Genomic DNA, 22,375 nt, shown 5'->3' on the forward strand with positions numbered 1-22,375 from the left:
CCTGTCACTCGATTCATCGACATTGATCCTCAAGCGGATGAGCGCGGGATTCACGTCGGATTTCATGACGGCGGCCCGTGACGAAACCACGATGAAAACAGCTCCGCCGGCAGCAAGACAACGGCGGCGCAGGCGGCAACGGACCAGACCGGACGGGATCATGAAACTACAACAGGTGCAGCAGGGACACGAGGTACCGCATCCGGCCTCAGCTCCCATCGACAAGGACAAGGAACTCGCCGCCGTGCAGCGCAGCCTGCTGCAGCATGCGGACGAACCCGGCGCGCTGCTGCCGATCCTGCACGACGTGCAGGACGCGCTGGGCTACATCCCCGCGCACACCGTGCCGGCGATTGCCGACGCACTGAACCTCTCGCGTGCGGAGGTCCATGGCGTCGTCACCTACTACCACCACTTCCGTGCCGAGCCCGCTGGCCGCCACGTGATCCAGATCTGCCGCGCCGAGGCCTGCCAGTCGATGGGTGCCGATGCGCTGCTCGCCCACGCGGAGTTGCGTCTCGGATGCAGCGCGCACGGCACCTCGAAGGACGGCGCGTTCACGCTGGAGCCCGCGTTCTGCCTCGGCCTGTGCGCCTCGTCGCCCGCGATGACGTTCGACGACCAGCCGCATGCACGCATGACACCCAGGGCATTCGACGCGCTGATCGCGCAGGACAACAACCCATGAGCACCATCACCGTCTACGTCCCGCGCGACTCGGCCGCGCTCGCAGCCGGCGCCGACCGCGTGGCGCAGCGCATCGCGAAGGAAGCCACGGCGCGCGGCATCATGCTCGAGCTCGTGCGCAACGGTTCGCGCGGCATGTTCTGGCTCGAACCGCTGGTCGAGGTGAACACACCGACCGGCCGCATCGCCTACGGGCCCGTGACGCCCGACGACGTGGCCGGCCTGTTCGACGCCGGCTTTCTCACGGGCGGCAAGCACCCGCTCGCGCTCGGCCCGACCGAAGACATTCCCTATCTCAAGAAGCAGGAGCGCCTGACCTTCGCGCGCATGGGCATCACCGACCCGGTGTCGCTGACCGACTACCAGGCCTACGAAGGCTTCGCCGGCCTGCGCCGTGCGCTGGCGCTCGCGCCCGAGGAGATCGTGCAGCAGGTGCTCGACTCGGGCCTGCGCGGGCGCGGCGGTGCTGCCTTTCCGGCCGGCATCAAGTGGAAGACGGTGCTGGGCACGGCCGCCGCGCAGAAGTACATCGTCTGCAATGCGGACGAAGGCGACTCGGGCACGTACTCCGACCGCATGACGATGGAGGGCGACCCCTTCGTGCTGATCGAGGGCATGACCATCGCGGGCCTTGCCACGGGCGCGACGCAGGGCTACATCTACGTGCGCTCCGAGTACCCGCGCGCGATCGCGGCCATGAACGAGGCCATCCGCGTCGCCGAGGCGGCGGGCTTCCTCGGTGACAACATCCTGCGTTCGGGCAAGTGCTTCTCGCTCGCGGTGCGCAAGGGCGCGGGCTCGTATGTGTGCGGCGAGGAAACGGCGCTGCTCGAAAGCCTCGAGGGCAAGCGCGGCATCGTGCGCGCCAAGCCACCGCTGCCGGCCATCGAGGGGCTGTTCGGCCAGCCCACGCTGATCAACAACGTGATCACGCTGGCCAGCGTGCCGCTGATCCTGGCGCGCGGCGCAGCTTTCTACCGCGACTACGGCGTGGGCCGTTCGCGCGGCACGCTGCCGATGCAGCTGGCCGGCAACATCAAGTACGGCGGCCTGGTCGAGAAGGCCTTCGGCGTCACGCTGCGCGAGTTGCTGTACGACTACGGTGGCGGCTCGGCGTCGGGACGGCCGATCAAGGCGGTGCAGGTGGGCGGGCCGCTGGGCGCCTACCTGCCCGAGTCGCAATGGGACCTGCCGCTCGACTACGAGGCCTATGCGGCCGTCGGCGGCACGGTGGGCCACGGCGGCATCGTGGTGCACGACGACACGGCCGACCTGTCGAAGCTCGCGCGTTATGCCATGGAGTTCTGCGCGCTCGAATCCTGCGGCAAGTGCACGCCGTGCCGCATCGGATCGACGCGCGGTGTCGAGGTGATCGACAAGATCCGCGCGGACCAGAACCGCGCACAGCAGGTGATCCTGCTGCGCGACCTGTGCGACACCATGGTCCACGGATCGCTGTGCGCCATGGGCGGCATGACGCCGTTCCCGGTGCTTTCCGCGCTCGACCACTTTCCGCAGGACTTCGGTCTTGCGGTCCCCGATCGCAAGGCTGCTTGAGATGACGCCTTGCTTTCTGATTCTTCACGGTGAAGGTTATTCGGGGCGCGATCACGCCGACGGGGTGCCTTGCTCCGCGAATGTCCCCCGGCCTGCGGCCTCCTCCTTTATTTCGCTGCGCAAGGCACCCCGCCAGCGTGATCGATCAGAGCACTTGTTGATCAGCCAGCACAAGCGCCGCGCTCATCGTGCACAGGGCGCCGGGTGCTCCCCGCAGCGAAATAAAGGAGGAGCCGAAGGCGGGGGACATTCGCAGAGGGGAGTACCCGGTGGCCTGTGCACGCGCGCCGAACGCAAATGCTCCGAACCCCAGCCCACTGAATAAAAGCCCACCGAGGCACAGAGAGAAAGCAAAAGACATGTTGGACCATCTGAAAGAAACCGACTACGGCACCCCCAAGCGCGAATCGACGCGCGAGGTCACGCTGGAAATCGACGGTACCGAAGTCACCGTGCCCGCCGGCACCTCGCTGATGCGCGCCGCGGTGGATGCCGGCATCAACGTGCCCAAGCTCTGCGCCACCGACAGCCTCGAGCCCTTCGGCTCATGCCGCCTGTGCCTCGTTGAGATCGAGGGCCGCAAGGGTTTTCCGGCCTCGTGCACCACGCCCGCCGAGGCCGGCATGAAGGTGCGCACCCAGACGCCGAAGCTGCAGGATCTGCGCAAGGGCGTGATGGAGCTCTACATCTCCGACCATCCGCTCGATTGCCTCACCTGCTCGGCCAATGGCAACTGCGAACTGCAGGACATGGCGGGCGTCACCGGCCTGCGCAACGTGCGCTACGGCTTCGACGGCGCCAACCACCTGAAGGACCAGAAGGACGAGTCCAACCCGTACTTCAGCTACGACCCCTCCAAGTGCATCGTGTGCAACCGCTGCGTGCGCGCCTGCGAGGAAACGCAGGGCACCTTCGCGCTGACCATCAGCGGCCGCGGCTTCGAGTCGCGCGTGTCGCCGGGCCAGGACGAGGCTTTCATGGATTCGGAATGCGTGAGCTGCGGCGCCTGCGTCGAAGCCTGCCCCACAGCCACGCTGCAGGAGAAGTCGGTGATCTGGCTCGGCCAGCCCGAGCACAGCGTGATTACCACCTGCGCCTACTGCGGCGTGGGCTGCGCCTTCAAGGCCGAGATGAAGGGCAACGAGGTCGTGCGCATGGTGCCCTGGAAGGACGGCAAGGCCAACGAAGGCCACTCCTGCGTCAAGGGCCGCTTCGCATGGGGCTATGCGACGCACCAGGACCGCATGCTCAAGCCGATGATCCGCAAGAACATCAGCGACCCATGGCAGGAGGTGAGCTGGGACACCGCGCTGAACTACGCCGCGGGCGAGTTCAAGCGCCTGCAGGCCAAGTACGGCAAGGACTCGATCGGCGGCATCACCTCCTCGCGCTGCACCAACGAAGAGACTTACCTCGTGCAGAAGCTGGTGCGCGCCGCCTTCGGCAACAACAACGTCGACACCTGCGCGCGCGTGTGCCATTCGCCCACGGGCTACGGCCTCAAGCAGACGCTGGGCGAATCGGCCGGCACGCAGACCTTCGCCTCGGTCGACAAGGCCGACGTCATCATGGTGATCGGCGCGAACCCGACCGACGGGCACCCGGTGTTCGCCTCGCGCATGAAGAAGCGGCTGCGCCAGGGCGCGAAGCTGATCGTGGTCGATCCGCGCCGCATCGACATCGTGAAGTCGCCGCACGTCAAGGCCGCGCACCACCTGCAGCTGCGGCCCGGCACCAACGTGGCGGTGGTCACGGCGCTGGCGCACGTCATCGTCACCGAAGGCCTGATGGCCGACGACTTCGTGGCCGAGCGCTGCGACACAGCCTCGTTCAAGGAGTGGAAGTCGTACGTCGAGCGCCCGGAGCAATCGCCCGAAGCCACCGAGCAGGCCACGGGCGTGCCCGCGGCCGAGCTGCGCGCCGCCGCGCGCCTGTTCGCCACGGCCGGTAACGGCGCCATCTACTACGGCCTGGGCGTGACCGAGCACAGCCAGGGTTCGACCACCGTGATGGGCATTGCCAACCTCGCGATGGTCACCGGCAACGTCGGCCGCGAAGGCGTGGGCGTGAACCCGCTGCGCGGCCAGAACAACGTGCAGGGCGCCTGCGACATGGGCTCGTTCCCGCACGAGCTGCCGGGCTATCGGCATGTGTCCGACAGCACCACGCGCGCCTCGTTCGAAGCCGCCTGGGGCGTGCAGATCGACCCCGAGCCGGGCCTGCGCATCCCCAACATGTTCGAGGCCGCGATCGGCGGCAGCTTCAAGGGCCTTTACTGCGAGGGCGAGGACATCGTTCAGTCCGACCCGAACACGCAGCACGTGGCGGCCGCGATGATGGGCATGGAGTGCGTGGTGGTGCAGGACATGTTCCTCAACGAAACCGCCAAGTACGCGCACGTGTTCCTGCCGGGCTCCTCGTTCCTGGAGAAGGACGGCACCTTCACCAACGCCGAGCGCCGCATCTCGCGCGTGCGCAAGGTGATGCCGCCGAAGGCCGGCTATGCCGACTGGGAAGTGACCGTGAAGCTTGCGCAGGCCCTCGGCTATCCGATGGACTACAGCAGCCCCGAAGAGATCATGGACGAGATCGCCGCGCTGACGCCGACCTTCCACGGCGTGAGCTACCAGCGCCTCGACGAACTCGGCAGCATCCAGTGGCCCTGCAACGATGCCGCGCCCGAGGGCACGCCCACCATGCACATCGACCGCTTCGTGCGCGGCAAGGGCAAGTTCATCGTCACGCAGTACGTGGCGACCGACGAGAAGGTCACGCGCAAGTTCCCGCTGCTGCTGACCACGGGGCGCATCCTCTCGCAGTACAACGTGGGCGCGCAGACCCGGCGTACCGAGAACAACCAGTGGCACAGCGAGGACCGGCTGGAGATCCATCCGCACGATGCCGAGGAGCGCGGCGTGAAGGACGGCGACTGGGTCGGCATCCAGAGCCGCGCGGGCGAGACGGTGCTGCGCGCCACGGTGTCCGGGCGGATGCAGCCCGGCGTGGTCTACACCACCTTCCACTTCCCGGAATCGGGCGCCAACGTCATCACCACCGACAACTCCGACTGGGCCACCAACTGCCCGGAGTACAAAGTGACGGCCGTGCAGGTGGCGCCGGTGATGCAGCCCTCCGCCTGGCAGCAGGAGTACAGCCGCTTCAACAAGGTCCAGCTGGACCTTGCGACGGCCGGTTCGGCGCAGGCTCCGCGCAACGAGACGATCCCCGCCAAGTAGCGCAATGGCCATGGACATCGCCACCTTGCCGGCCGCGGACGGTGCCGACACCTTCTGCGAGGGCGCGCGCCTGCTGCCCGTGCACGGCGTGCGCGGCGGCGAGGCCTATGCGGTGCAGGACTGGGTGGCCGAGGAAGTGCCGGTGGCGCTGGAGTTCAACGGCATCTCGCATGCGGTGATGCTCGCGACGCCGCTGGACCTCGAGGACTTCGCGCTCGGCTTCTCGCTCAGCGAGGGCATCCTCGACCACGCGCACGAACTCTATGCGGTGGAGACGGGCGAATCGGAGCTCGGCATCACGGTGCGCCTGCAGGTGTCGAGCGCCGCCTTCGCGCGCCTGAAGCAGAGGCGCCGCACGATCGCGGGCCGCACCGGCTGCGGCCTGTGCGGCACCGAGAGCTTGGCGCACGTCTCGCGCGAGCTGCCGGTGCTCGCCGATCCGGCGGGGCCGCTCGAACGGCAGGCGATCGCGCGGGCGATGCTGCAGGTCCAGTCGCTGCAGACGCTGCAGCAGGCCACCGGAGCGGTGCACGCCGCGGCCTGGTGCTCGGCCGATGGCGAGGTGCAGTGGCTGCGCGAGGACGTGGGCCGCCACAACGCTCTCGACAAGCTGATCGGCGCGCTCGCGAACAACGATGTCGACGCATCCGGCGGCTTCATCGCCGTGACCAGCCGCGCCAGCTTCGAGATGGTGCAGAAGACGGCGATGGCAGGCGTGCCGCTGCTGGCCGCGGTGTCCGCGCCGACCTCGTTCGCGGTGGCCACGGCCGAGCGCGCGCGGCTCACGCTGGTCGGTTTCGCGCGCAAGGACGACCTGGCGGTCTACAGCCACCCGGGGCGCCTGGCAGCGGCCGGGTACGGCGCGCACTGAAGCAGTCATCCATTCATTCCAAAGGCAGTGCATGCACGATCACGATCCGACGGCGCAACTGGTCAAGATGGCCAACCAGATCGGCACCTTCTTCCAGGCGCAATCGCCGAGCGACGCCACCATGGCCACGAACGCGATCGCCGCGCACCTGAAATCGTTCTGGGCGCCGAGCATGCGCGTGCAGCTGATCCGCGCGCTCGAAGCGGGCGCCGCCACGGGACTGCTGCCGATCGTCGCGTCCGCGGTTCGCAGCCACCGCGCGAATCTGCTGCCCGGTGGGGCGCGAGAGGCCGGCGAGGCGAGGGAGCAGTTTCCGCAGGGCGGCGGCGATGCGGGTTGAGCGCGAGGCCTAGACGCCCCAGCTGCGGCCGGCCTCGCGTTCTGCCTGCGACTTGAGCAGCGCCTCGTAGCACAGGCACAGCGGCATGGCGACGAACACCATGCCCGCGACGTAGATCACCAGGCTCATCACGGGGAACTCGTTGCCGCCCCAATGAGGGATCGACGCGGCCAGTGCCGCGAGGGCGACGGCTGCGATCACCGCATGCATCGCGCTGCGCACGAGCGTGATCCTCGCAGACGCCGGCGGGCTGGATGTCTGACGGTCCGCTGCCGGGCTGTGGTCGCCCTTGTCTCCATCGTTGTTCATCGTCGCTCCTCGGTGAAGGCGTCGGCGATTCTTGATCGCGGTTGGGGCCGGGTCAAGATCGAAGTCCCTTGCCCGGCCGCTCGCGGCAGGCTCGGCCGTCAGTCGTACTTCACCGTGTAGATCAGGTCCAGCCCGCTCGTCTGTCCCGCCTGGCCCCGCAGCGTGAGCCGGGTCGTCAGGTCGTAGAAGATGAAGAGCGTGCCGAAGGTCCCGCCGATGCTGCGTTCGTAGGTGAGGTAGAAATCCTTCGACAGCCGCTTGCCCAGCGTCACGGCCGACTCGCGCAGGTCGCCCCCGCTGCCCGGTCCCTTGAAGCCGAGCTCGTCCAGCCCGAAGCGGCTGGCCAGGCTGCCGCCGCTGCTGCTGCTGCCGATCTTGCCGATGAGCGAAAGCGCGGCCTGCTGCAGCAGCGCCGATTCGCCGCCGCTGGTGGCCGAGGCCCGGCCCAGGATCACCCACGACAGCGTCTCGGCGTCGGACAGCGCGGGCTCCGAATAGAGCTTCACGCGCGGCGATTGCGCGGTGCCGGTGATTTGCACGCCCGCGCGCTGCGACAGGTTCGGGCGGATCGCCAGGATGTCCAGCGCCGGATTGTCGAAAGGTCCGTTGAAGCGCGCGAGGCCGGTCTCCACGTCGAGCTGCTGGCCGTAGGCGCGGTATTGGCCCTTCACCGTCTTGACCTCGCCCGTGATGCGCGGCGGCGCATTGAGCCTGGTGCTGCGGATCTCCAGGTTGCCTTCGAGCCGCGTGGTGATGCCGCGGCCCTGCACGGCGAAGTCATCGCCCAGGTCGAAGTCGACGGCGATGTCCGGCGGCTTGGCGGTCTGCGGCTTGGCAGCCTGTGCGTTGGCGCTGGCGGATTCGCGCTGCGCCGCCTCGGCGGCCTCGCGGTCCTTGGCGGCGGAGCGTACGACGACGTCGCTGCCCAGGCTGGGCGCGGTCTCGTCGGGCAGGATGATGACGGCGCGGTCGGTCTTGAGCTTGCCGCGCACGCTGAACTGGCCGTTGTCGAGCTGCGCCTGCAGGTCGCCCGAGAGCGTGACCTGCCGGTCGGTGCGCACCAGCACGCGCAGCGCGCGCAGCTGGCCCTGCAGGGCCATGCGGATGCCCGAGGCCGAGCCGCTCGCCGGGCCCCAGCCGAGGTTGCCGCTGGCCGAGAGGGTGCCGCCGTCGGTGCGGGCCTCGCTGGCGGCGGTGCTGCGGTTGCCGCTCTGGCCGCCGATGCGCACGGAGCTGCCGGCGCCGCCCTTGAGCGTGAATTCGGTGATGTCGACGCGCTCGCCCGAGAGCGTGGCGCGCAGGCGGCCGTCGTGCAGGTCCAGTCCTTCGACCGGCGCGCGCAGCGCAAGCTTGTCGGCGCCCAGCGTGCCGTTCCAGCGCGGCACGGCGCGGTTGCCCGACAGCGTGGCGCTGGCGTCGAGCGTGCCCGCGATGCGCCAGCCCGGCGGCGCGAGCATCGACCACACGCCGAGGTTGGGCAGCGCGGCCTTGACGGTGCCGCCCAGCGGTGCGTCGGGGGCCCACTGCCAGCCGCCGGCGCGCTGCTGCACGCGGGTGTCGATGGCGGCGTCGATCTTGCCGGCGCGTTCGCTGTCCCAAGCGAGGACGGCGCGCACGGCGTCGCCTTCGGCATCGAGCCGCAGCTCGGCCTGGCGCAGGCCAGCCGGCGTGCTGGGCGCGTCGCCGCTCGCGGAAGCCGCGTTCATCGTGCGCTCGCTTGCGGTGCCCGTGCCGGTGCTGGTGATGCGCGTGACGAGCGCAGCCTCGCCGGCCTGCACGCGGATGTCGCCGCTCTGGCGCGCGAGGCGGGCCTTGGCGCGCAGCGTGTCGCCGGCGTCGATGTCCCAGTCGCCGTTGAACAACAGGTCGCCGCTGATGCCGTACTCGCCCAGCGTGGCGTTCGCGCCCAACGCGCCGGCCCAGGCCATCGGCAGGCCCTGCAGCTGGCCCTTCGACTGCACGCGGAACACGCGGTTGGGCGCGGCGCCGCTCTGGCTGAAGCGCAGCGGCTGCCAGTCGATGCGCACGGTGCCGGGCACGGGGCCGCGCAGCGTGGCCGCGGCGGCGGAGGCTTCGACGTCGAGGCGGGGTGATGCATTGCCGATACTGCTGCGGATGGTTGCGGTCACTTCGCGGCTCAGTTCCAGCACCCAGGGGGCACCGGGGCGGGCGCTGTCCTGCGCCTGCAGCTTCAGGCTGGCGAGCGCCGCGCGCCATTGGCCGGCGCCTGCGATGCCGCCGCTGGCGCGGGTGTCGATGGCGAACTTCTGCGTGCCGGTGGCGGCTTCGCCCTTCAGCGTGAGCGTGGCCTGCGCGAGGCTGCCGGCGAGGTCGGCGTGCAGGTCGCGCAGCTGCACGGTGGTGGTGGCGCCGCCGGGTTGCTCGGAGGGCAGGCTCAGGTCGAGCCGCGGCACGCCGAGCACGGCCTTGATGCTGGGTTCGATGCTGCCGCGCGGCGCAGGCGCGTTGGGGCTCTGCAGCCGGCGCTGGAACGTTCGCCAGCCGCCCTGCCAGCTCGCATCGAGCTTCGCGGAGCCCTTGGCGCCCGCATTCGCGAACACGGCTGAGAGCCCCGGCAGGCTCTGCACCCAGCGCTGCACGGCGTCGGCGTCGTCGATGGCGGCCCTGATCTCGCCGCCCCCCGAATCGGGCGCGATGCGGCCTTCGACCTGCGCGCTGCCGCCGGGCAGCGCGAGGGCCAGCTTGCCGCTCGCGGCCTGCTCGGCCACGCGCACCTGCAAGCGGCCGCTGACGCTGGCACGCTGGGCCTCGATGCGCAGCGTGCGCAGGTCGAGCACCTGGTCTTTCCACTGGCCCTGGGCCAGCGCGCGGTCGAGCGCGAAGCCGGGCAGGGCCTTGCTGCCGGCGCCGCCTTCGGCGCGCAGGGCGGCGTCGAAGGTGATGGTGCTTTCCTTCTGCTCGGCCTTGAGCGTGCCGCTCACGGGCGCACCCGAGAGTTCGCTGTACAGCGCGCCCGGCCGCACGCCGCGTACGGTGGCCTGGGCCTGCCAGGGCGAGGGAGCGGGGCTCCATTTGCCGGCCGCGTCGATGCGGCCGCCGCCCGCGCGCACGGTGGCTTCGGGCAGGGACCAGTTGTTGCCGTCGAAGCCGACGCGCGCCTGCACCTGTTCGAGCGGCAGCTTCTTTTTGTCCCACGGGCCGGGCACGGCGTTGCGGATGTCGGCCGAGGCCTTCCACGCGGCGGGGCCGGTGTCGGCGTCGGGCTGCAGTTCGACCATGCCGGTGAGCCGCGTCTCGGGCGCACCGGGCCACAGGCTCGATGTGTCGACGTTGCGCAGGTCGGCCTTCGCGTCGATCACTGGCTGGGGCAGCCAGGGCGCGATCTGTGCCTGCAGTTTGGCTTCCATCGGCGCATCGGCGTTCTCTTCGGCGGGCTTCAGTTCGGCAGCCACCTGCAGCCGCGCGGCCGTGCCGGCGAGCGTGCCTTTCACCGTGGCGGCAGCCAGCACGTCGATGCCGCGGTCTTCGGCCAGCGGCGCCTTCACGCGGCCGTCGAGCGCCGCGTCGATGGCCATGGGCGCGGGGCCCTGCAGTTTCACGCGGGCGCCGTAGTGGCCGTCGGCAACGTCGACGCCCTTGATCTCCAGCGCGTGCTCGGCGGCCTTGTTGTAGCTGTAGCTGCCCGACAGGTTGAGCGCCCGCAGCACGGGTGGGCCGGCCCAGCGCACTTCGTCGATGCGAAAGGGCAGTTCGACCTCGACCGGCAGCACGAGCTGCTCGAGCGGCTTGGTGGGCTCCTCGCTCGGCGGGCCGCGCTTTTCGATCAGCACCTGCTTCGCGTGCACCTCGCCGAGGTGCACCTTGCGCTGGAACAGCGGGGCCAGTGTCCAGCCGATGGTGGCGTCATTCACCTCGACGGCGATGCTCTCGCTCTGGTACTTGAGCCAGCCGATGTGGCCGCCGGTGCGCAGCGAACCGGTGACGTCGCGGCTCTCCAGGGTCTGTCCGGCCGGCAGCCGCTGCGCGGCCTGCGCGAGCGCGAAGGCGAGCGACTTGTCGGAGCCGATGTACCACCAGGTGCCGGCAGCAAGCAGCATCACGACCATCACCAGGCCGGCCACGGTCCAGGCCAGGGCACGCGCGGCGCGCCGTGCGCGCGAGCGCCGCACGGCGGGAGGCATGGGCGTCGGCGTAGGTTCGGTGTCGGTCTGCATCGGAAGCATCAGAAGGTGAAGCCGAGGCGAAAGTGCAGGCGGAACTTCTTCGAGTCCACGCCGTAGGCCAGGTCGGCCTGCACCGGCCCGACCGGGCTGCGCCAGCGCGCACCCACGCCCACGCCCACCTTGGGCTTGAGCTCGCCGGGCTTGTCGGCCACGGCGCCCGCATCGACGAACACCACGCTCTCCCAGTCGGTGAGCTTGTCGTTGTAGACGAAGGGACGCTGCCACTCCACGCTGGCCACGCCGAGGTAGCGGCCCGCAACGGTCTGGCCGTCGGCGCGCACGGTGCCGATCTGCTTGTAGCTGTAGCCGCGCACGGTGGTGTCGCCACCGGTCAGGAACATCAGCGTCGACGGGATCTGTGCGTTCTCCTTGGCTGACACCGCGCCGGCCTCGACGCGCAGCTGCAGCCGGCTGCGGCGCGCGCGCGTTTCCTTGTCCTCGGCCGCGCCCAGCGGCAGCACGCCGAGCCAGCGTGCGTAGGTGCGCGTGAAGGGCATCTGCTCGCCGGTGAGCGTGTAGCCCGCGGCCACTTCGAGCGCGAGGCCGAAGCCGCGCGAAGGCGCTGCGTTGTCGTCGAAGTAGCGCCCCGTCCAGCCCCAGTTGGCCGTCACGGCCGAGGCCGAGGGCGGCGCGTTGGTGCCGCGGTTCTGCGCGTAGTCGTACTGCAGGAAGTAGCTGCGGTCGATGTGGTCGCCCGACTTGCTGCGACCGCCGCGCAGCCGGCCGCTGTCGACCACATAGCTGCCCGACTGCTCGCTCTTGAGCTCGGCGCCCGAGAACCAGCGCCAGCCGCGGTCGTCGGGAATCGCCTTCCATTCGGTGCCCAGCGACTTGATGTCGCGGTCGACCGACAGCCGCGAGACGGCGCGCCAGCCCAGCAGCGGGATCTGGTTGTGGATGTGGTCGATCGACAGGCGCGGGCCGTTGTCGGTGGTGAAGCCCACGCCGAGTACCACCTTCTGCAGCGGCGCTTCGCGCAGCTGCGCGATGACGGGCGCGGCCAGCGGGTTGCCGCTCTCGGTGTCGAGCGTGAGGAACACCGAGTCGTAATAGCCGCTGCTGGCCAGGCGCTGCTGGGCATCGAGCAGCTTCTGCTGGTCGTAGTCGGTGCCGCTGGGCAGGCGCGCGATGCGGCGCGCGCCGTCGGGGTCGTAGCGCTGGATGCCGTTCAGCACCAGCGGGCCGAACTTGTAGGCCGGACCCGACTGGTAGGTGACGCTCAGGCGGGCCTCGCTGCGGTCGGCGTCCACTTCGGCACGGCTGATCTCGATGCTGCCGGTGGGAAAGCGGTTGGCCGTGAGGCTGCGCAGCGCGGTGGTCTTGGCGCTGTCCCAGGCTTGCTGCGTGAAGGGCTGGCCGGCGCGCAGGCCCCAGTTGGTGCGGATCGAGTCGCGCTGCGGCTCGGCGGCCGCGTCGTCGGCGATCGGGCCGCCGTAGCTGATCTGCACGTTGCTCACCTTGGTGGGCTCGCCCGGCGACACGGTGATGACGATCTCGCGCGGGGCCTTGGTGCTCTCGGGCGTCTCGTTGAGTTCGAGCGTCAGCGTGGGCGTGAAGTAGCCGAGGGTGCCGAGCAGTTCGCGGGCGTTGGACTCGGCGGCCACCATGAGGCGCGAGATCTCGGTCGCGCCGAGGTCGTCGAGCTCGCGGTAGCGCTGGATCTCGAGGTGGAGCCTGAGGTAGTCGCGCACGGCCTCGGGACCGCGCACGTCGACGGTGAAGGCGTCGCGCTTGTCGGCCTTGGCCTTGTCGTCTTTTTCCTTGTCCTCTTGTGCAGTGGCGCTGCCGCTGCGCACGAGGCCGGCCGCAGGCTTGCTTTCAGTGCTTTCCTTTTTCGGCAGCAGGCTGCAGCCTTGCAGAAGCAGGACGCCGGAAAAAAGCAAAGCCGGCCACCACGCCGGCGAGGAAGCTGAAACCACCCTGACCATGGGCGGATTCTGACAGCAAGCTCTGCCGGTTCCCGAGGGCCCCGGCGACAGGCGGTTTCGTCCTACTTCGAGAGCATGCGCATGGCCTCTTCAAGGCCGCGCAGGGTCAGGGGGTACATGCGGTTGGACATCAGCTGCTGCATCACCGCGATGCTCTGGCGGTACTGCCACACGCCCTGCGGCTCGGGGTTGATCCACGCGAACTTCGGGAAGGTGTGCGTGAGGCGCTGGATCCACTCGGCGCCGGCCTCCTCGTTGTTGTATTCGACGCTGCCGCCGGGCTGCAGGATCTCGTAGGGGCTCATGGTCGCGTCGCCGACGAAGATGAGCTTGTAGTCCTTGTTGTACTTGCGCAGGATGTCCCAGGTGGCGAACTTCTCGGAGAAGCGGCGCTTGTTGTTCTTCCACATGAAGTCGTACACGCAGTTGTGGAAGTAGAAGAACTCCAGGTGCTTGAACTCGGTCTTCACGGCCGAGAACAGCTCTTCCACGCGCTGGATGTGCTCGTCCATCGTGCCGCCCACGTCCATCAGCAGCAGCACCTTGACGTTGTTGTGGCGCTCCGGCCGCATCTTGATGTCGAGGAAGCCCGCATTGGCCGCGGTGGAGTGGATGGTGTCGTCGAGGTCCAGTTCTTCGTCGTGGCCCTCGCGCGCGAACTTGCGCAGCCGCCGCAGCGCGACCTTGATGTTGCGCGTGCCGAGTTCCTGCGTGTCGTCGTAGTCCTTGTAGGCGCGCTGGTCCCACACCTTCACGGCGCTCTTGTTCTTGCCCGCGCCGCCGATGCGGATGCCCTGCGGGTTGTACCCGCCGTGGCCGAAGGGCGAGGTGCCGCCGGTGCCGATCCACTTGCTGCCGCCCTCGTGGCGTTCCTTCTGCTCCTCGAAGCGCTTCTTGAGCGTTTCCATGAGCTCGTCCCAGCCCATCTTCTCGATCTTGGCTTTTTCTTCGGCGGTGAATTCGCGCTCGAGCGTTTTCTTGAGCCAGTCGAGCGGCACTTCCTTGGTGAAGTCGGTGAGCATCTCCACGCCCTTGAAATAGGCGGCGAAGGCGCGGTCGAACTTGTCGTAGTGCTTCTCGTCCTTCACGAGCGCGGTGCGCGAGAGGTAGTAGAAGTCGTCGATGCCGTAGGCGCCGTCGGAGTTGGGCCCCACCACGTCGGCCTGCAGGGCTTCGAGCAGCGTGAGGTATTCCTTGACCGACACCGGCAGCTTGGCTGAGCGCAGCGTGTAGAAGAAGTCGATGAGCATGGGGCGCTCCTTGTGTGTCAGCCGCGTGGCTTGTCGAGCAGGTACAGCAGCTGGGCCTTCACCTCGGGCCATTCGCCCGCGCGCAGGCTGTACATGACGGTGTCGCGGATGGTGCCGTCGCGGCGCATCGCATGGCCGCGGATCACGCCGTCTTTCTTCGCGCCGAGCCGCTCGATGGCGCGCTGCGAGGCGAAGTTGAAATTGTCGGTGCGCCAGCCCACCACGTTGCAGCCGAGTGCGTCGAAGGCATGCGTGAGCATCAGCAGCTTGCAGGTGGTGTTGACGTGCGTGCGTTGACAGCGCGCGGCGTACCACGTGTAGCCGATCTCCACGCGCTTCACGCCCGGCAGGATGTCATGGAAGCTGGTGGTGCCGAGCACGGTGCCGGTGGCCTCGTCGGTCACGGCGAAGGCGAAGCGGTCGGCGGTCTTGAGCGCGGTCTCGATGTAGGCGCGCGTGTCCTGCGGCTCGGGCACGGAGGTGACGCGCAGCTTCCACAGCTCGCCGTCCGCGGCTGCGGCGCGCAGGCCTTCTTCGTGGGCCAGCGACAACGGCACCAGCGCGATGCCGCGGGCCTTCAGCGTGGCAGGTTCGATGAACGCCATGGCGAAGCCTGTGCAGTTATCTGTTGTTGCGCTGCATGAAGACGAGCTTCTCGAAAAGCGTCACGTCCTGCTCGTTCTTGAGCAGTGCGCCCACCAGCGGCGGCACGGCGACCTTGTCGTCCTTGCTCTGCAGCGCTTCGAGTGGAATGTCCTCGGCCACCAGCAGCTTGAGCCAGTCGAGCAGCTCGGAGGTCGAGGGCTTCTTCTTCAGGCCGGGCAGGTTGCGCACGTCGTAGAAGGTCTTCATCGCGGACGTGAGCAGCTCCTGCTTGAGGCCGGGGAAGTGCACGGCGACGATGTGCTTCATCGTCTCGGCATCGGGGAACTTGATGTAGTGGAAGAAGCAGCGGCGCAGGAAGGCGTCGGGCAGTTCCTTCTCGTTGTTCGAGGTGATGAACACCACCGGCCGGTGCTTGGCGCGGATGAGTTCGCGCGTCTCGTAGCAGTAGAACTCCATGCGGTCGATTTCGCGCAGCAGGTCGTTCGGGAATTCGATGTCGGCCTTGTCGATCTCGTCGATCAGCAGCGCCACCGGCTGGTCGGCCGTGAAGGCCTGCCAGAGCACGCCCTTGACGATGTAGTTGTTGATGTCGCTCACGCGCTCGCCGCCATCGAGGTCCTTCAGCTGCGAGTCGCGCAGGCGGCTCACGGCGTCGTATTCATACAGGCCCTGCTGCGCCTTGGTGGTCGACTTGATGTGCCACTGCAGCAGCGGCAGGCCGAGCGACTGGGCCACTTCCTCGGCCAGCATGGTCTTGCCGGTGCCGGGCTCGCCCTTGACGAGCAGCGGACGCTTCAGGGTGATGGCCGCGTTGACCGCGAGCATCAGGTCTTGCGTGGCGACGTAGTTGTCTGAGCCCTGGAATTTCATGAGTGAGATGAGTGAGGCGGAGGCTGGGGTGGAGAAAAGAACACACTCGACACGCGTTGTGCAGCCTCAGGGTTGGCCTGCACAGGGTTCCGGAGGACCCCTGCATATAATCGAATGTTGATTCGAAAAACTGTACTCTCCACGAGATTGTGCGCGCAAAATGAACAAGTTGTTGACCACGATGTTTGCCCTTGCTGTCGCTTGCGTGACGCTCTCGGCACAGGCCCAGCAAGTCACTGGCAAGGCCCAGGACGGCGCAAAGAAGGTTGCGATGTGCGTGGGCTGCCACGGCATCATCGGCTACCAAGCCAGCTTCCCTGAAATCCACAAGGTGCCAATGATCGCCGGGCAGAGCGCCACCTACATCACGGCAGCGCTCACCGCGTACAAGGGCGGCGACCGCAAGCATCCCACCATGCGCGCCATCGCCGACACGCTCACCGAGCAGGACATCGCCGACGTCGCCGCCTACTACAGCCAGCTGGGCGTGAAGCAGGACGATGCACCGCCGGTCACGCTCGCCAAGACCACGCCCGAGAACATTCAGGCGCTGATCTCTCGCGACAAGGACAACAACTGCACCAAGTGCCACGGCGCCAACTTCAACACGCCGAACGACGGTACCGTGCCCAAGCTGGCCGGCCAGCATGCCGACTACCTGTTCGTTGCGCTCAAGTCCTACCGCGTGAAGAACAACCCGCACCTCGGCCGCTCCAACGCGGTGATGGGCCAGCAGGTCGAACCCAAGAAGTTCACCAACGCCGAACTCAAGACGCTGGCCAGCTACATCAGCTCGCTGCCCGGCGAACTGAAGACGGTGCCCGAGTCGCGCATTCACCACGGCGCCGAATAAGCGCTTCGAAGCCGGCAACAAAAAAACCCGCTGCGAGCGGGTTTTTTTGTGTTCGGGATTTCCCTGAGATCAGACGTCGAAGAACGCCGTCTCGTCCGTGCCCTGCATGCGGATGTCGAAGCGGTACGTCACCGCGCCGCCTTGCTCCACGCGCTCGGCGATCAGCGTGTGGCGGCGCTCGGCGGGCACGCTCTGCAGCACCGCGTCCTTCGCGTTGGCCTCGGCCTCGTCGCTGAAGTACACGCGCGTGAACGCGTGCAGCAGCAGCCCGCGCATCAGCACGATCGCGTTGATGTGCGGCGCTTCGCCGGGCGCCTGCGCGCCGGGCTTCACGGTGTGGAACACGAAGCGGTTGCCCTCGGCGGTGCCGGTGCCGACACGGCCGAAAGCGCGAAAGCCCATGGCGCGCGCTTCTTCGGGCGTCTGCGGGTAGCGGCCTTCGCCGTCGGGCTGGCTGATCTCGACCAGCGCGTCGTTGATCGGGTTGCCGTCGCCGTCGATCACGCGGCCCTCGAGGCGAATGCGCTGGCCGGCGGCGGCGTCGAGCGCCAGCACGGCGTCGAAGGGCTGGTCGAAGTCGTAGCCGTACTGCGTGGCGGTGAGGCCGTAGGCGAAGTAGGGGCCCACGGTTTGCGAGGGGGTCTGGCCGTAGTCGGCTTCCTGTGCGGTCATCAGCATGGTGTGTGTCTCCTGGCTCAGCGGTTCTCGAAGGGCGTCTCGTCGGCGCCGCGCAGCACGATGTCGAACTGGTAGCCCAGTGCGTAGCCTTCCTCGGTGATGTCGAGGCTGAAGTCGGCAATGAGGCGGTTGCGGTAGCGCTCGGGCGTGCCGGTGATCATCGGGTCGTACTGCAGCAGCGGGTCGCCGGGGAAGTACATCTGCGTGACCAGGCGGCTCGCAAAGCTCTGGCCGAACAGCGACATGTGGATGTGCTGCGGACGCCAGGCGTTCGGGTGGTTGCCCCAGGGATAGGCGCCGGGCTTGATGGTGAGGAAGCGGTAGCGGCCTTCGCTGTCGGTCAGGCAGCGGCCCGCGCCGAGGAAGTTGGGGTCCAGCGGCGCGTCGTGCTGGTCGACCTTGTGCACGTAGCGGCCGGCGGCGTTGGCCTGCCACAGCTCGACCAGCGTGTTGGCCACCGGTCGGCGTCGCTCGTCGAGCACCTGGCCGGTGAGGATCATGCGTTCGCCCAGCGGCTCGCCGTTGCGGCGCGCGTTGCGCGTGAGGTCGTGGTCGAACTCGCCGATGCTGTCGTGGCCGTACACCGGCTGCTGCAGCTCGCCGAGCGAGGCCTTGAGCGGGATCAGCGGCTTCTGGGGGCCGCGCTTCACGGTGGACTTGTAGCCCGGATAGATGTAGCTGGGATGGGCTTTCCAGTCGCGCGGGGTGAGGGTGGGCTGGGGCCCTTGGGTCTTGGTCGACATGTGCGTTGTCTCCTGCTGTCGTGGGACGAATCGGGAAGCCGCCACTTTAGAAGCGCCATCCGATGATGTAAATTGAAGAATTCTCCGTTCTCAATAACCAACAGGAATTGAAAGACTCCGCCGATCTTCGACAGGATTTCGTGCGCAGCGTGCAGCTGCGGCATCTGCGCTGCCTCGTGGCCGTGGCGCAGGAGCGCCATCTCGCGCGTGCGGCCGAGCGGCTGGCGCTGAGCCAGCCGGCGGTGTCCAAGACCCTGTCCGAGCTGGAGGCGATCGTCGGCACGCGGCTGGTCGAGCGCAGCAAGGCCGGCCGGCGCGGCGTGCAGGGGCTCACGGCGGCCGGCGAGCAACTGCTGGCGCATGCCCTGCGTGTGCTGGAGGCGCTCGACGCCAGCGCGCAGGCGGTGGCGCCAGCGTCGGGCGGGCGCATCGAGCGGCTGCGCATCGGCGCGCTGCCGAGCGTGGCGCCGGCGCTGCTGCCAGTCGCGCTGGCGCGGCTGCGCGACAGCCGGCCATCGGTGCAGATCGTGGTGAAGAGCGCCGCCAACGCCGTGCTGCTCGACGAACTGCGCGCCGGCGAGCTCGACCTGGTGGTCGGCCGCATGAGCGATCCGCGCCTGATGGGCGGCCTGAGCTTCGAGTTGCTGCACACCGAGCCGCTGGTGTTCGCCGTGCGCGCCGGCCACCCGCTCGCATCGAAGGCGGTGTCGGTGCAGGCGGTGCTGGCCTATCCGCTGGTGGTGTACGGCGAGGGCACGATCCCGCGCCACAACACCGAGAGCTTTCTGTCGGCGCGCGGCCTCGTGCTGCCGTCCAATGCATTGCAGACGCTCGACGTGGCGGTGGCGCGCGCGCTGGTGGCGGTGTCCGATGCGGTGTGGATCACGCCGCTGGGTGCCGCGCGCGGCGAGCTGGCGGACGGGCGCCTCGTGCGGCTGCGCATCGAGACCGCCGGCACCGAGGAGCCGGTCGGGCTGCTGCAGCGCAGCGATGCCGAGCCTTCGGCCCTGCGCGGCGCCATGGCCGCGCTGCTGCGCGAGGCAGCCAAGGAGCAGGGGGCGGTCCCCCCAGCGGCCCGGCGCAGGCGCGGCGGTTAGCCGGCTTTCACCAAGAACACCGCGGAACCGGCTTTGCCGGGCCGCAGGTGTTGCCCCCTGCAAGGGGGTTGGCAAAGCGACACGAAGTGCGCGAAGCCTGGGGGTTAGTCCTTCGTGGCTCGCCGCTGCACGCAGGCGACGTAGCCCTCGCCGTCCGGCGGCCTGCCCGCCCGCTGGCTCTCCCACATCATCTGGCCCAGGCAGTCCATTGCCTCGTGATGCGCATGCAGCAGCGAGCCGCGGCGCGCAGCCAGCAGCTCGACGGCCTGGCGGATGCCGCGCGGCTGGTCGATGGAGCATTGCTCGCTGATTGACAAATGCATCGACAGATGAAGGAACGGGTTTTCGCGTCCGTTCGATCCGTCGTAGACCCGTGCCACCGCCGCGTCGGCATCGGCGAGATCCTCGTGGTACTCGGGATGCTCGTCGATCCAGCTGGCGGCGATGGTCTCGAGCGCTTCCATCGGCAAGCCCTGCCGGTGCTTGGCGTACACGTCGCAGAAGAAGCGGCGCACGTCTTCCTGGGAGGGATTGAACATATCTATAGAAGAGGAAGAAAGAAAAAGAAGGAAGTGGGTCCCGCGCAAGAGCCGGTACGCAAGCCCGGAGCAAGACCTCGGATGTGCCGGACGTTCCGGGTACAGGGGGTTACGTCGTTACGTAACGAATCGCTGAATGACCTTCCTGCGGGCTGTTTCCGAACCCCATCGGCAGGCCGGCTCAAAGAAAAATTTCCATACGAATCAACAAGTTGCGGCGCCTGAAGGCGGTTTGGCAAGGGGCGAGCAAAAAGCGGCACGCTAGTTGCCCCTGAGTAGGCATCTTTTGTCACAGAGGCTGCCATGACCGCTCAACAAGCATCGACGAATTCGACCGAAGGACTTGCCGCCGCAGGCGGTGCTCCTGTGGTCATTGCCCAGGCCACCGTTACTCCGCTAGGCGCTCCTGCCATGGCGAGTTCGGCGGCGCCCGCTGCAACTGGCCCGTCCAGCATCGGCACATTATCGAATGCCACGCCGGGTGTCGCCGTGATGCGCGACGGTGTCCGCATTCCGGTCGATGGCAATCAGACACTGGTGGCCGGCGACCGCGTGATCGTCCCGCAGGACGGCCACGCCAACGTTCTCTTTCCCGGCTCGGCGACCAACAAGGCCCCGCTGGCCGGCGTGTTCACCGGCGGCACCGATGCCACCATCGGCTCGACCAAGCTGCCGGGCGGCCTCGAACAAGTGAATGTGGACGTCGCTTCGGGCGACCTGCAAGTGACCCCGCCGGACAGCGATGCGGATGCCGCTGCCCTGGCCGTGACCAAGAAGCTCGCTGCCGGCAGCGGCATCGGGCTGGGTGAATTCGCACTCGGTGCCCTGGGCGCCGCCGCACTCGGCGCCGCGCTCGGCGGCGGTGGCGGCGGCAGCGACAGCGCGGTCCCGCTGCTCCTTTCGGGCGTGGGCGACTCCGATGCGGATGCCGACGCCGATGCGGACGCTGATGCGGATGCGGACGGTGATGCCGACGCCGATGCGGATGCTGACGCGGATGCCGATGCCGATGCCGATGCGGATGCGGATGCGGATGCTGACGCGGATGCCGACGCAGACGCCGATGCCGATGCCGACGCAGACGCCGATGCAGATGCAGATGCAGATGCAGATGCAGACGCCGATGCCGATGCGGATGCCGACGCAGACGCAGACGCAGACGCAGACGGCGATCACCTGCTCGATCCGGGCGACGGCCTCGTCGATGGCGCGGTCGGCGCGGTCGACGGCACCGCTGGCCTGGGCGGCGCGCTCGCTCCCGTGGCCCCGGTGGTCGACGGCACGACCGACGTGGTCGACAGCGTGCTGGCACCGCTGCTCGGCTCCGAGTTCACCCGCAACGATCCCAACGCGCTGGACCCGGTCGACGAGGTCGTCGGCAACATCACCGACCCGCTCGGCAACAGCCTGAGTCCCATCGTGGACACCCTGCTCGGCGAGGGCGTGACCGATGCGCTGATCGGTCATCTGAACGGCCAGGTGGACTACCTGACCGACGGCCTGAACAACCTCCTTTCCAATGAAGGCCCGCTCGGTGGCCTGACCTCCAGCCTGGGCCTCGACAACCTGCTGGCTGACGGCGGCGTGGTCGGCAACACGCTCGACGGCCTGCTCGGCGACAACGGGGTGGTCGGCAACCTGCTGGCAGACGATGGCCTGGTTGGAGGCCTGCTCGGTGAAGGCAGCCTCGTCGGCGACCTGATCGGCCAGGGCAGCGCCCTCGACGGCCTGCTCGGCGGAGTGGTCGGCGACGGCGGCCCCCTGGGTGGCGTGCTCGGCAACGACGGTCTTTCCGGTGGCCTGCTCGGCGGCGTTCTGGGTGAGGATGGCGTGGTCGGAAGCCTGCTCGGCGAAGGCACGCCCCTGGGTGGTTTGCTGGGTCCGGACGGCGCCGTCGGCTCGCTGCTCGGCACGAACGGCACGCTCTCCGACGTGCTGGGCGAAGACGGCCTCGCGGGCGGCCTGCTCGGTACCACCGGCCTGCTCGGCAGCTTGCTTGGCGAAAACGGCGTGTTGGGCGGCGTGCTCGGCGAAGAAGGCCCGTTGGGCGGCGTGCTCGGCGGCGAAGGTGGTCTGCTCGGCGATGTGCTCGGCAACGGCGGCACCCCGGGCACGGGCGCTGGCCTGTTCGACCCGGCCGACGGCATGGCCGGCAACCTGGCCGATGGCCTGAACACCGGCCTGGTGGGCGAGCTTGGTCTCGGGAACACGCTTGGATCGGTGGTCGGCTTCGCGGACGGTCTGACCAACACCGCCGGCGGCCTGCTGGCTCCGGTGCTCGGCAGCAGCTTCTCGGAGAACAACCCCAACGTACTCGACCCGGTCGATGGCGTCGTGGGCGAAGTGGCGGCCAGTGCTGGTGGTCTGCTGAGCCCGCTGACCGATCAACTGCTCGGTGAGGGCACGACGACAGCGCTGCTGAACGGTGTCACGGCGCAGGTCGACTACCTGACCGACGGCGTGGCCCATCTCGTGTCCGGCGACGGCCTGCTCGGCGGCGTGACCGATGGCGGCACAGGCGGCCTGCTCGACGGCGTGCTCGGCAGCGACGGTCTTCTGGGCGGCGTCCTCGGCGGCGTGACCGATGGCGGCACAGGCGGCCTGCTCGACGGCGTGCTCGGCAGCGA

17 protein-coding genes are annotated in these 22,375 nt (G+C 68.5%); 8 read left to right on the top strand and 9 right to left on the bottom strand.

Annotated elements, in window-relative coordinates; all coding sequences use genetic code 11:
• Nucleotides 1–160: 160 nt before the first annotated feature.
• The 5 genes from ACCC97_RS19170 (at nucleotide 161) to ACCC97_RS19190 (ending at nucleotide 6,691) form a co-directional block, all read left to right on the top strand.
• Nucleotides 161–688, top strand: a complete 528-nt coding sequence (locus tag ACCC97_RS19170; RefSeq protein ID WP_413334400.1) for a formate dehydrogenase subunit gamma — start codon at nucleotides 161–163, stop codon at nucleotides 686–688.
• Nucleotides 685–2,244, top strand: a complete 1,560-nt coding sequence (locus tag ACCC97_RS19175; protein ID WP_413334402.1) for a formate dehydrogenase beta subunit — start codon at nucleotides 685–687, stop codon at nucleotides 2,242–2,244. Before ACCC97_RS19170 ends, ACCC97_RS19175 begins: the two co-directional genes overlap by 4 nt.
• A 359-nt stretch (nucleotides 2,245–2,603) precedes the next feature.
• A complete protein-coding gene (gene fdhF, locus ACCC97_RS19180) occupies nucleotides 2,604–5,480 on the top strand; it encodes a formate dehydrogenase subunit alpha (protein ID WP_007835018.1) in 2,877 nt (958 codons plus the stop codon).
• 10 nt (nucleotides 5,481–5,490) lie between these two features.
• Nucleotides 5,491–6,351 (top strand): formate dehydrogenase accessory sulfurtransferase FdhD, encoded by an 861-nt coding sequence (gene fdhD / locus ACCC97_RS19185; protein WP_413334422.1) that lies wholly within the window; start codon nucleotides 5,491–5,493, stop codon nucleotides 6,349–6,351.
• A gap of 31 nt (nucleotides 6,352–6,382) precedes the next feature.
• A complete protein-coding gene (locus tag ACCC97_RS19190) occupies nucleotides 6,383–6,691 on the top strand; it encodes a formate dehydrogenase subunit delta (RefSeq protein ID WP_007835015.1) in 309 nt (102 codons plus the stop codon).
• A gap of 9 nt (nucleotides 6,692–6,700) precedes the next feature.
• Here the strand turns inward: ACCC97_RS19190 and ACCC97_RS19195 are convergent, their stop codons facing one another.
• The 6 genes from ACCC97_RS19195 to ACCC97_RS19220 form a co-directional block, all read right to left on the bottom strand.
• Nucleotides 6,701–7,000: a hypothetical protein gene (locus tag ACCC97_RS19195; RefSeq protein WP_413334405.1), complete on the bottom strand. Its 300-nt coding sequence runs from the start codon at nucleotides 6,998–7,000 to the stop codon at nucleotides 6,701–6,703.
• Between the two features lie 98 nt (nucleotides 7,001–7,098).
• On the bottom strand, nucleotides 7,099–11,175 hold the full coding sequence (locus tag ACCC97_RS19200) for a translocation/assembly module TamB domain-containing protein (RefSeq protein WP_413334407.1): 4,077 nt from the start codon (nucleotides 11,173–11,175) through the stop codon (nucleotides 7,099–7,101).
• Nucleotides 11,176–11,183: 8 nt separating this feature from the next.
• The gene (locus tag ACCC97_RS19205; protein WP_413334409.1) at nucleotides 11,184–13,112 is read right to left on the bottom strand and encodes an autotransporter assembly complex protein TamA; all 1,929 of its coding nucleotides are present in this window, start codon (nucleotides 13,110–13,112) and stop codon (nucleotides 11,184–11,186) included.
• Between the two features lie 62 nt (nucleotides 13,113–13,174).
• Nucleotides 13,175–14,362, bottom strand: a complete 1,188-nt coding sequence (locus ACCC97_RS19210) for a vWA domain-containing protein (RefSeq protein ID WP_007835011.1) — start codon at nucleotides 14,360–14,362, stop codon at nucleotides 13,175–13,177.
• A 17-nt stretch (nucleotides 14,363–14,379) separates the two neighbouring features.
• Nucleotides 14,380–14,967, bottom strand: a complete 588-nt coding sequence (locus tag ACCC97_RS19215; RefSeq protein ID WP_007835010.1) for a GNAT family N-acetyltransferase — start codon at nucleotides 14,965–14,967, stop codon at nucleotides 14,380–14,382.
• Between the two features lie 16 nt (nucleotides 14,968–14,983).
• The gene (locus tag ACCC97_RS19220; RefSeq protein WP_007835007.1) at nucleotides 14,984–15,838 is read right to left on the bottom strand and encodes an AAA family ATPase; all 855 of its coding nucleotides are present in this window, start codon (nucleotides 15,836–15,838) and stop codon (nucleotides 14,984–14,986) included.
• Between the two features lie 160 nt (nucleotides 15,839–15,998).
• Between ACCC97_RS19220 and ACCC97_RS19225 the strand changes: the two genes are divergently transcribed.
• Nucleotides 15,999–16,691, top strand: coding sequence for a c-type cytochrome (locus ACCC97_RS19225; RefSeq protein WP_413334411.1), 693 nt, complete (start codon nucleotides 15,999–16,001; stop codon nucleotides 16,689–16,691).
• Nucleotides 16,692–16,760: 69 nt separating this feature from the next.
• Here ACCC97_RS19225 and pcaG read toward each other — a convergent pair whose 3' ends face one another.
• Nucleotides 16,761–17,369 (bottom strand): protocatechuate 3,4-dioxygenase subunit alpha, encoded by a 609-nt coding sequence (pcaG, locus tag ACCC97_RS19230; RefSeq protein ID WP_413334413.1) that lies wholly within the window; start codon nucleotides 17,367–17,369, stop codon nucleotides 16,761–16,763.
• A 17-nt stretch (nucleotides 17,370–17,386) separates the two neighbouring features.
• Nucleotides 17,387–18,112, bottom strand: a complete 726-nt coding sequence (gene pcaH, locus ACCC97_RS19235; RefSeq protein WP_007835001.1) for a protocatechuate 3,4-dioxygenase subunit beta — start codon at nucleotides 18,110–18,112, stop codon at nucleotides 17,387–17,389.
• A 107-nt stretch (nucleotides 18,113–18,219) separates the two neighbouring features.
• Here pcaH and ACCC97_RS19240 point away from each other — a divergent pair, with 107 nt between their 5' ends.
• Entirely contained in the window at nucleotides 18,220–19,209 is a 990-nt protein-coding gene (locus ACCC97_RS19240; protein ID WP_042673628.1) for a LysR substrate-binding domain-containing protein, read from the top strand.
• 104 nt (nucleotides 19,210–19,313) lie between these two features.
• Here the strand turns inward: ACCC97_RS19240 and ACCC97_RS19245 are convergent, their stop codons facing one another.
• Entirely contained in the window at nucleotides 19,314–19,748 is a 435-nt protein-coding gene (locus tag ACCC97_RS19245) for a DUF1841 family protein (protein ID WP_413334416.1), read from the bottom strand.
• Nucleotides 19,749–20,051: 303 nt separating this feature from the next.
• Between ACCC97_RS19245 and ACCC97_RS19250 the strand changes: the two genes are divergently transcribed.
• On the top strand, nucleotides 20,052–22,375 hold a 2,324-nt coding region (locus tag ACCC97_RS19250; protein ID WP_413334418.1), incomplete at its 3' end, for a hypothetical protein.

The sequence above is a fragment of the Variovorax sp. Varisp85 genome (assembly GCF_047304045.1).
Lineage (GTDB): Bacteria > Pseudomonadota > Gammaproteobacteria > Burkholderiales > Burkholderiaceae_C > Variovorax.

Coding starts and splice junctions, on each gene's coding strand:
- fdhF (WP_007835018.1), top strand. CDS start 2,604: ATGTTGGACCATCTGAAAGAAACCGACTACGGCACCCCCAAGCGCGAA.
- ACCC97_RS19215 (WP_007835010.1), bottom strand. CDS start 14,967: ATGGCGTTCATCGAACCTGCCACGCTGAAGGCCCGCGGCATCGCGCTG.
- ACCC97_RS19210 (WP_007835011.1), bottom strand. CDS start 14,362: ATGCTCATCGACTTCTTCTACACGCTGCGCTCAGCCAAGCTGCCGGTG.
- ACCC97_RS19170 (WP_413334400.1), top strand. CDS start 161: ATGAAACTACAACAGGTGCAGCAGGGACACGAGGTACCGCATCCGGCC.
- ACCC97_RS19220 (WP_007835007.1), bottom strand. CDS start 15,838: ATGAAATTCCAGGGCTCAGACAACTACGTCGCCACGCAAGACCTGATG.
- ACCC97_RS19205 (WP_413334409.1), bottom strand. CDS start 13,112: ATGGTCAGGGTGGTTTCAGCTTCCTCGCCGGCGTGGTGGCCGGCTTTG.
- ACCC97_RS19225 (WP_413334411.1), top strand. CDS start 15,999: ATGAACAAGTTGTTGACCACGATGTTTGCCCTTGCTGTCGCTTGCGTG.
- ACCC97_RS19190 (WP_007835015.1), top strand. CDS start 6,383: ATGCACGATCACGATCCGACGGCGCAACTGGTCAAGATGGCCAACCAG.
- pcaG (WP_413334413.1), bottom strand. CDS start 17,369: ATGCTGATGACCGCACAGGAAGCCGACTACGGCCAGACCCCCTCGCAA.
- ACCC97_RS19200 (WP_413334407.1), bottom strand. CDS start 11,175: ATGCAGACCGACACCGAACCTACGCCGACGCCCATGCCTCCCGCCGTG.
- ACCC97_RS19195 (WP_413334405.1), bottom strand. CDS start 7,000: ATGAACAACGATGGAGACAAGGGCGACCACAGCCCGGCAGCGGACCGT.
- ACCC97_RS19245 (WP_413334416.1), bottom strand. CDS start 19,748: ATGTTCAATCCCTCCCAGGAAGACGTGCGCCGCTTCTTCTGCGACGTG.
- fdhD (WP_413334422.1), top strand. CDS start 5,491: ATGGACATCGCCACCTTGCCGGCCGCGGACGGTGCCGACACCTTCTGC.
- ACCC97_RS19175 (WP_413334402.1), top strand. CDS start 685: ATGAGCACCATCACCGTCTACGTCCCGCGCGACTCGGCCGCGCTCGCA.
- pcaH (WP_007835001.1), bottom strand. CDS start 18,112: ATGTCGACCAAGACCCAAGGGCCCCAGCCCACCCTCACCCCGCGCGAC.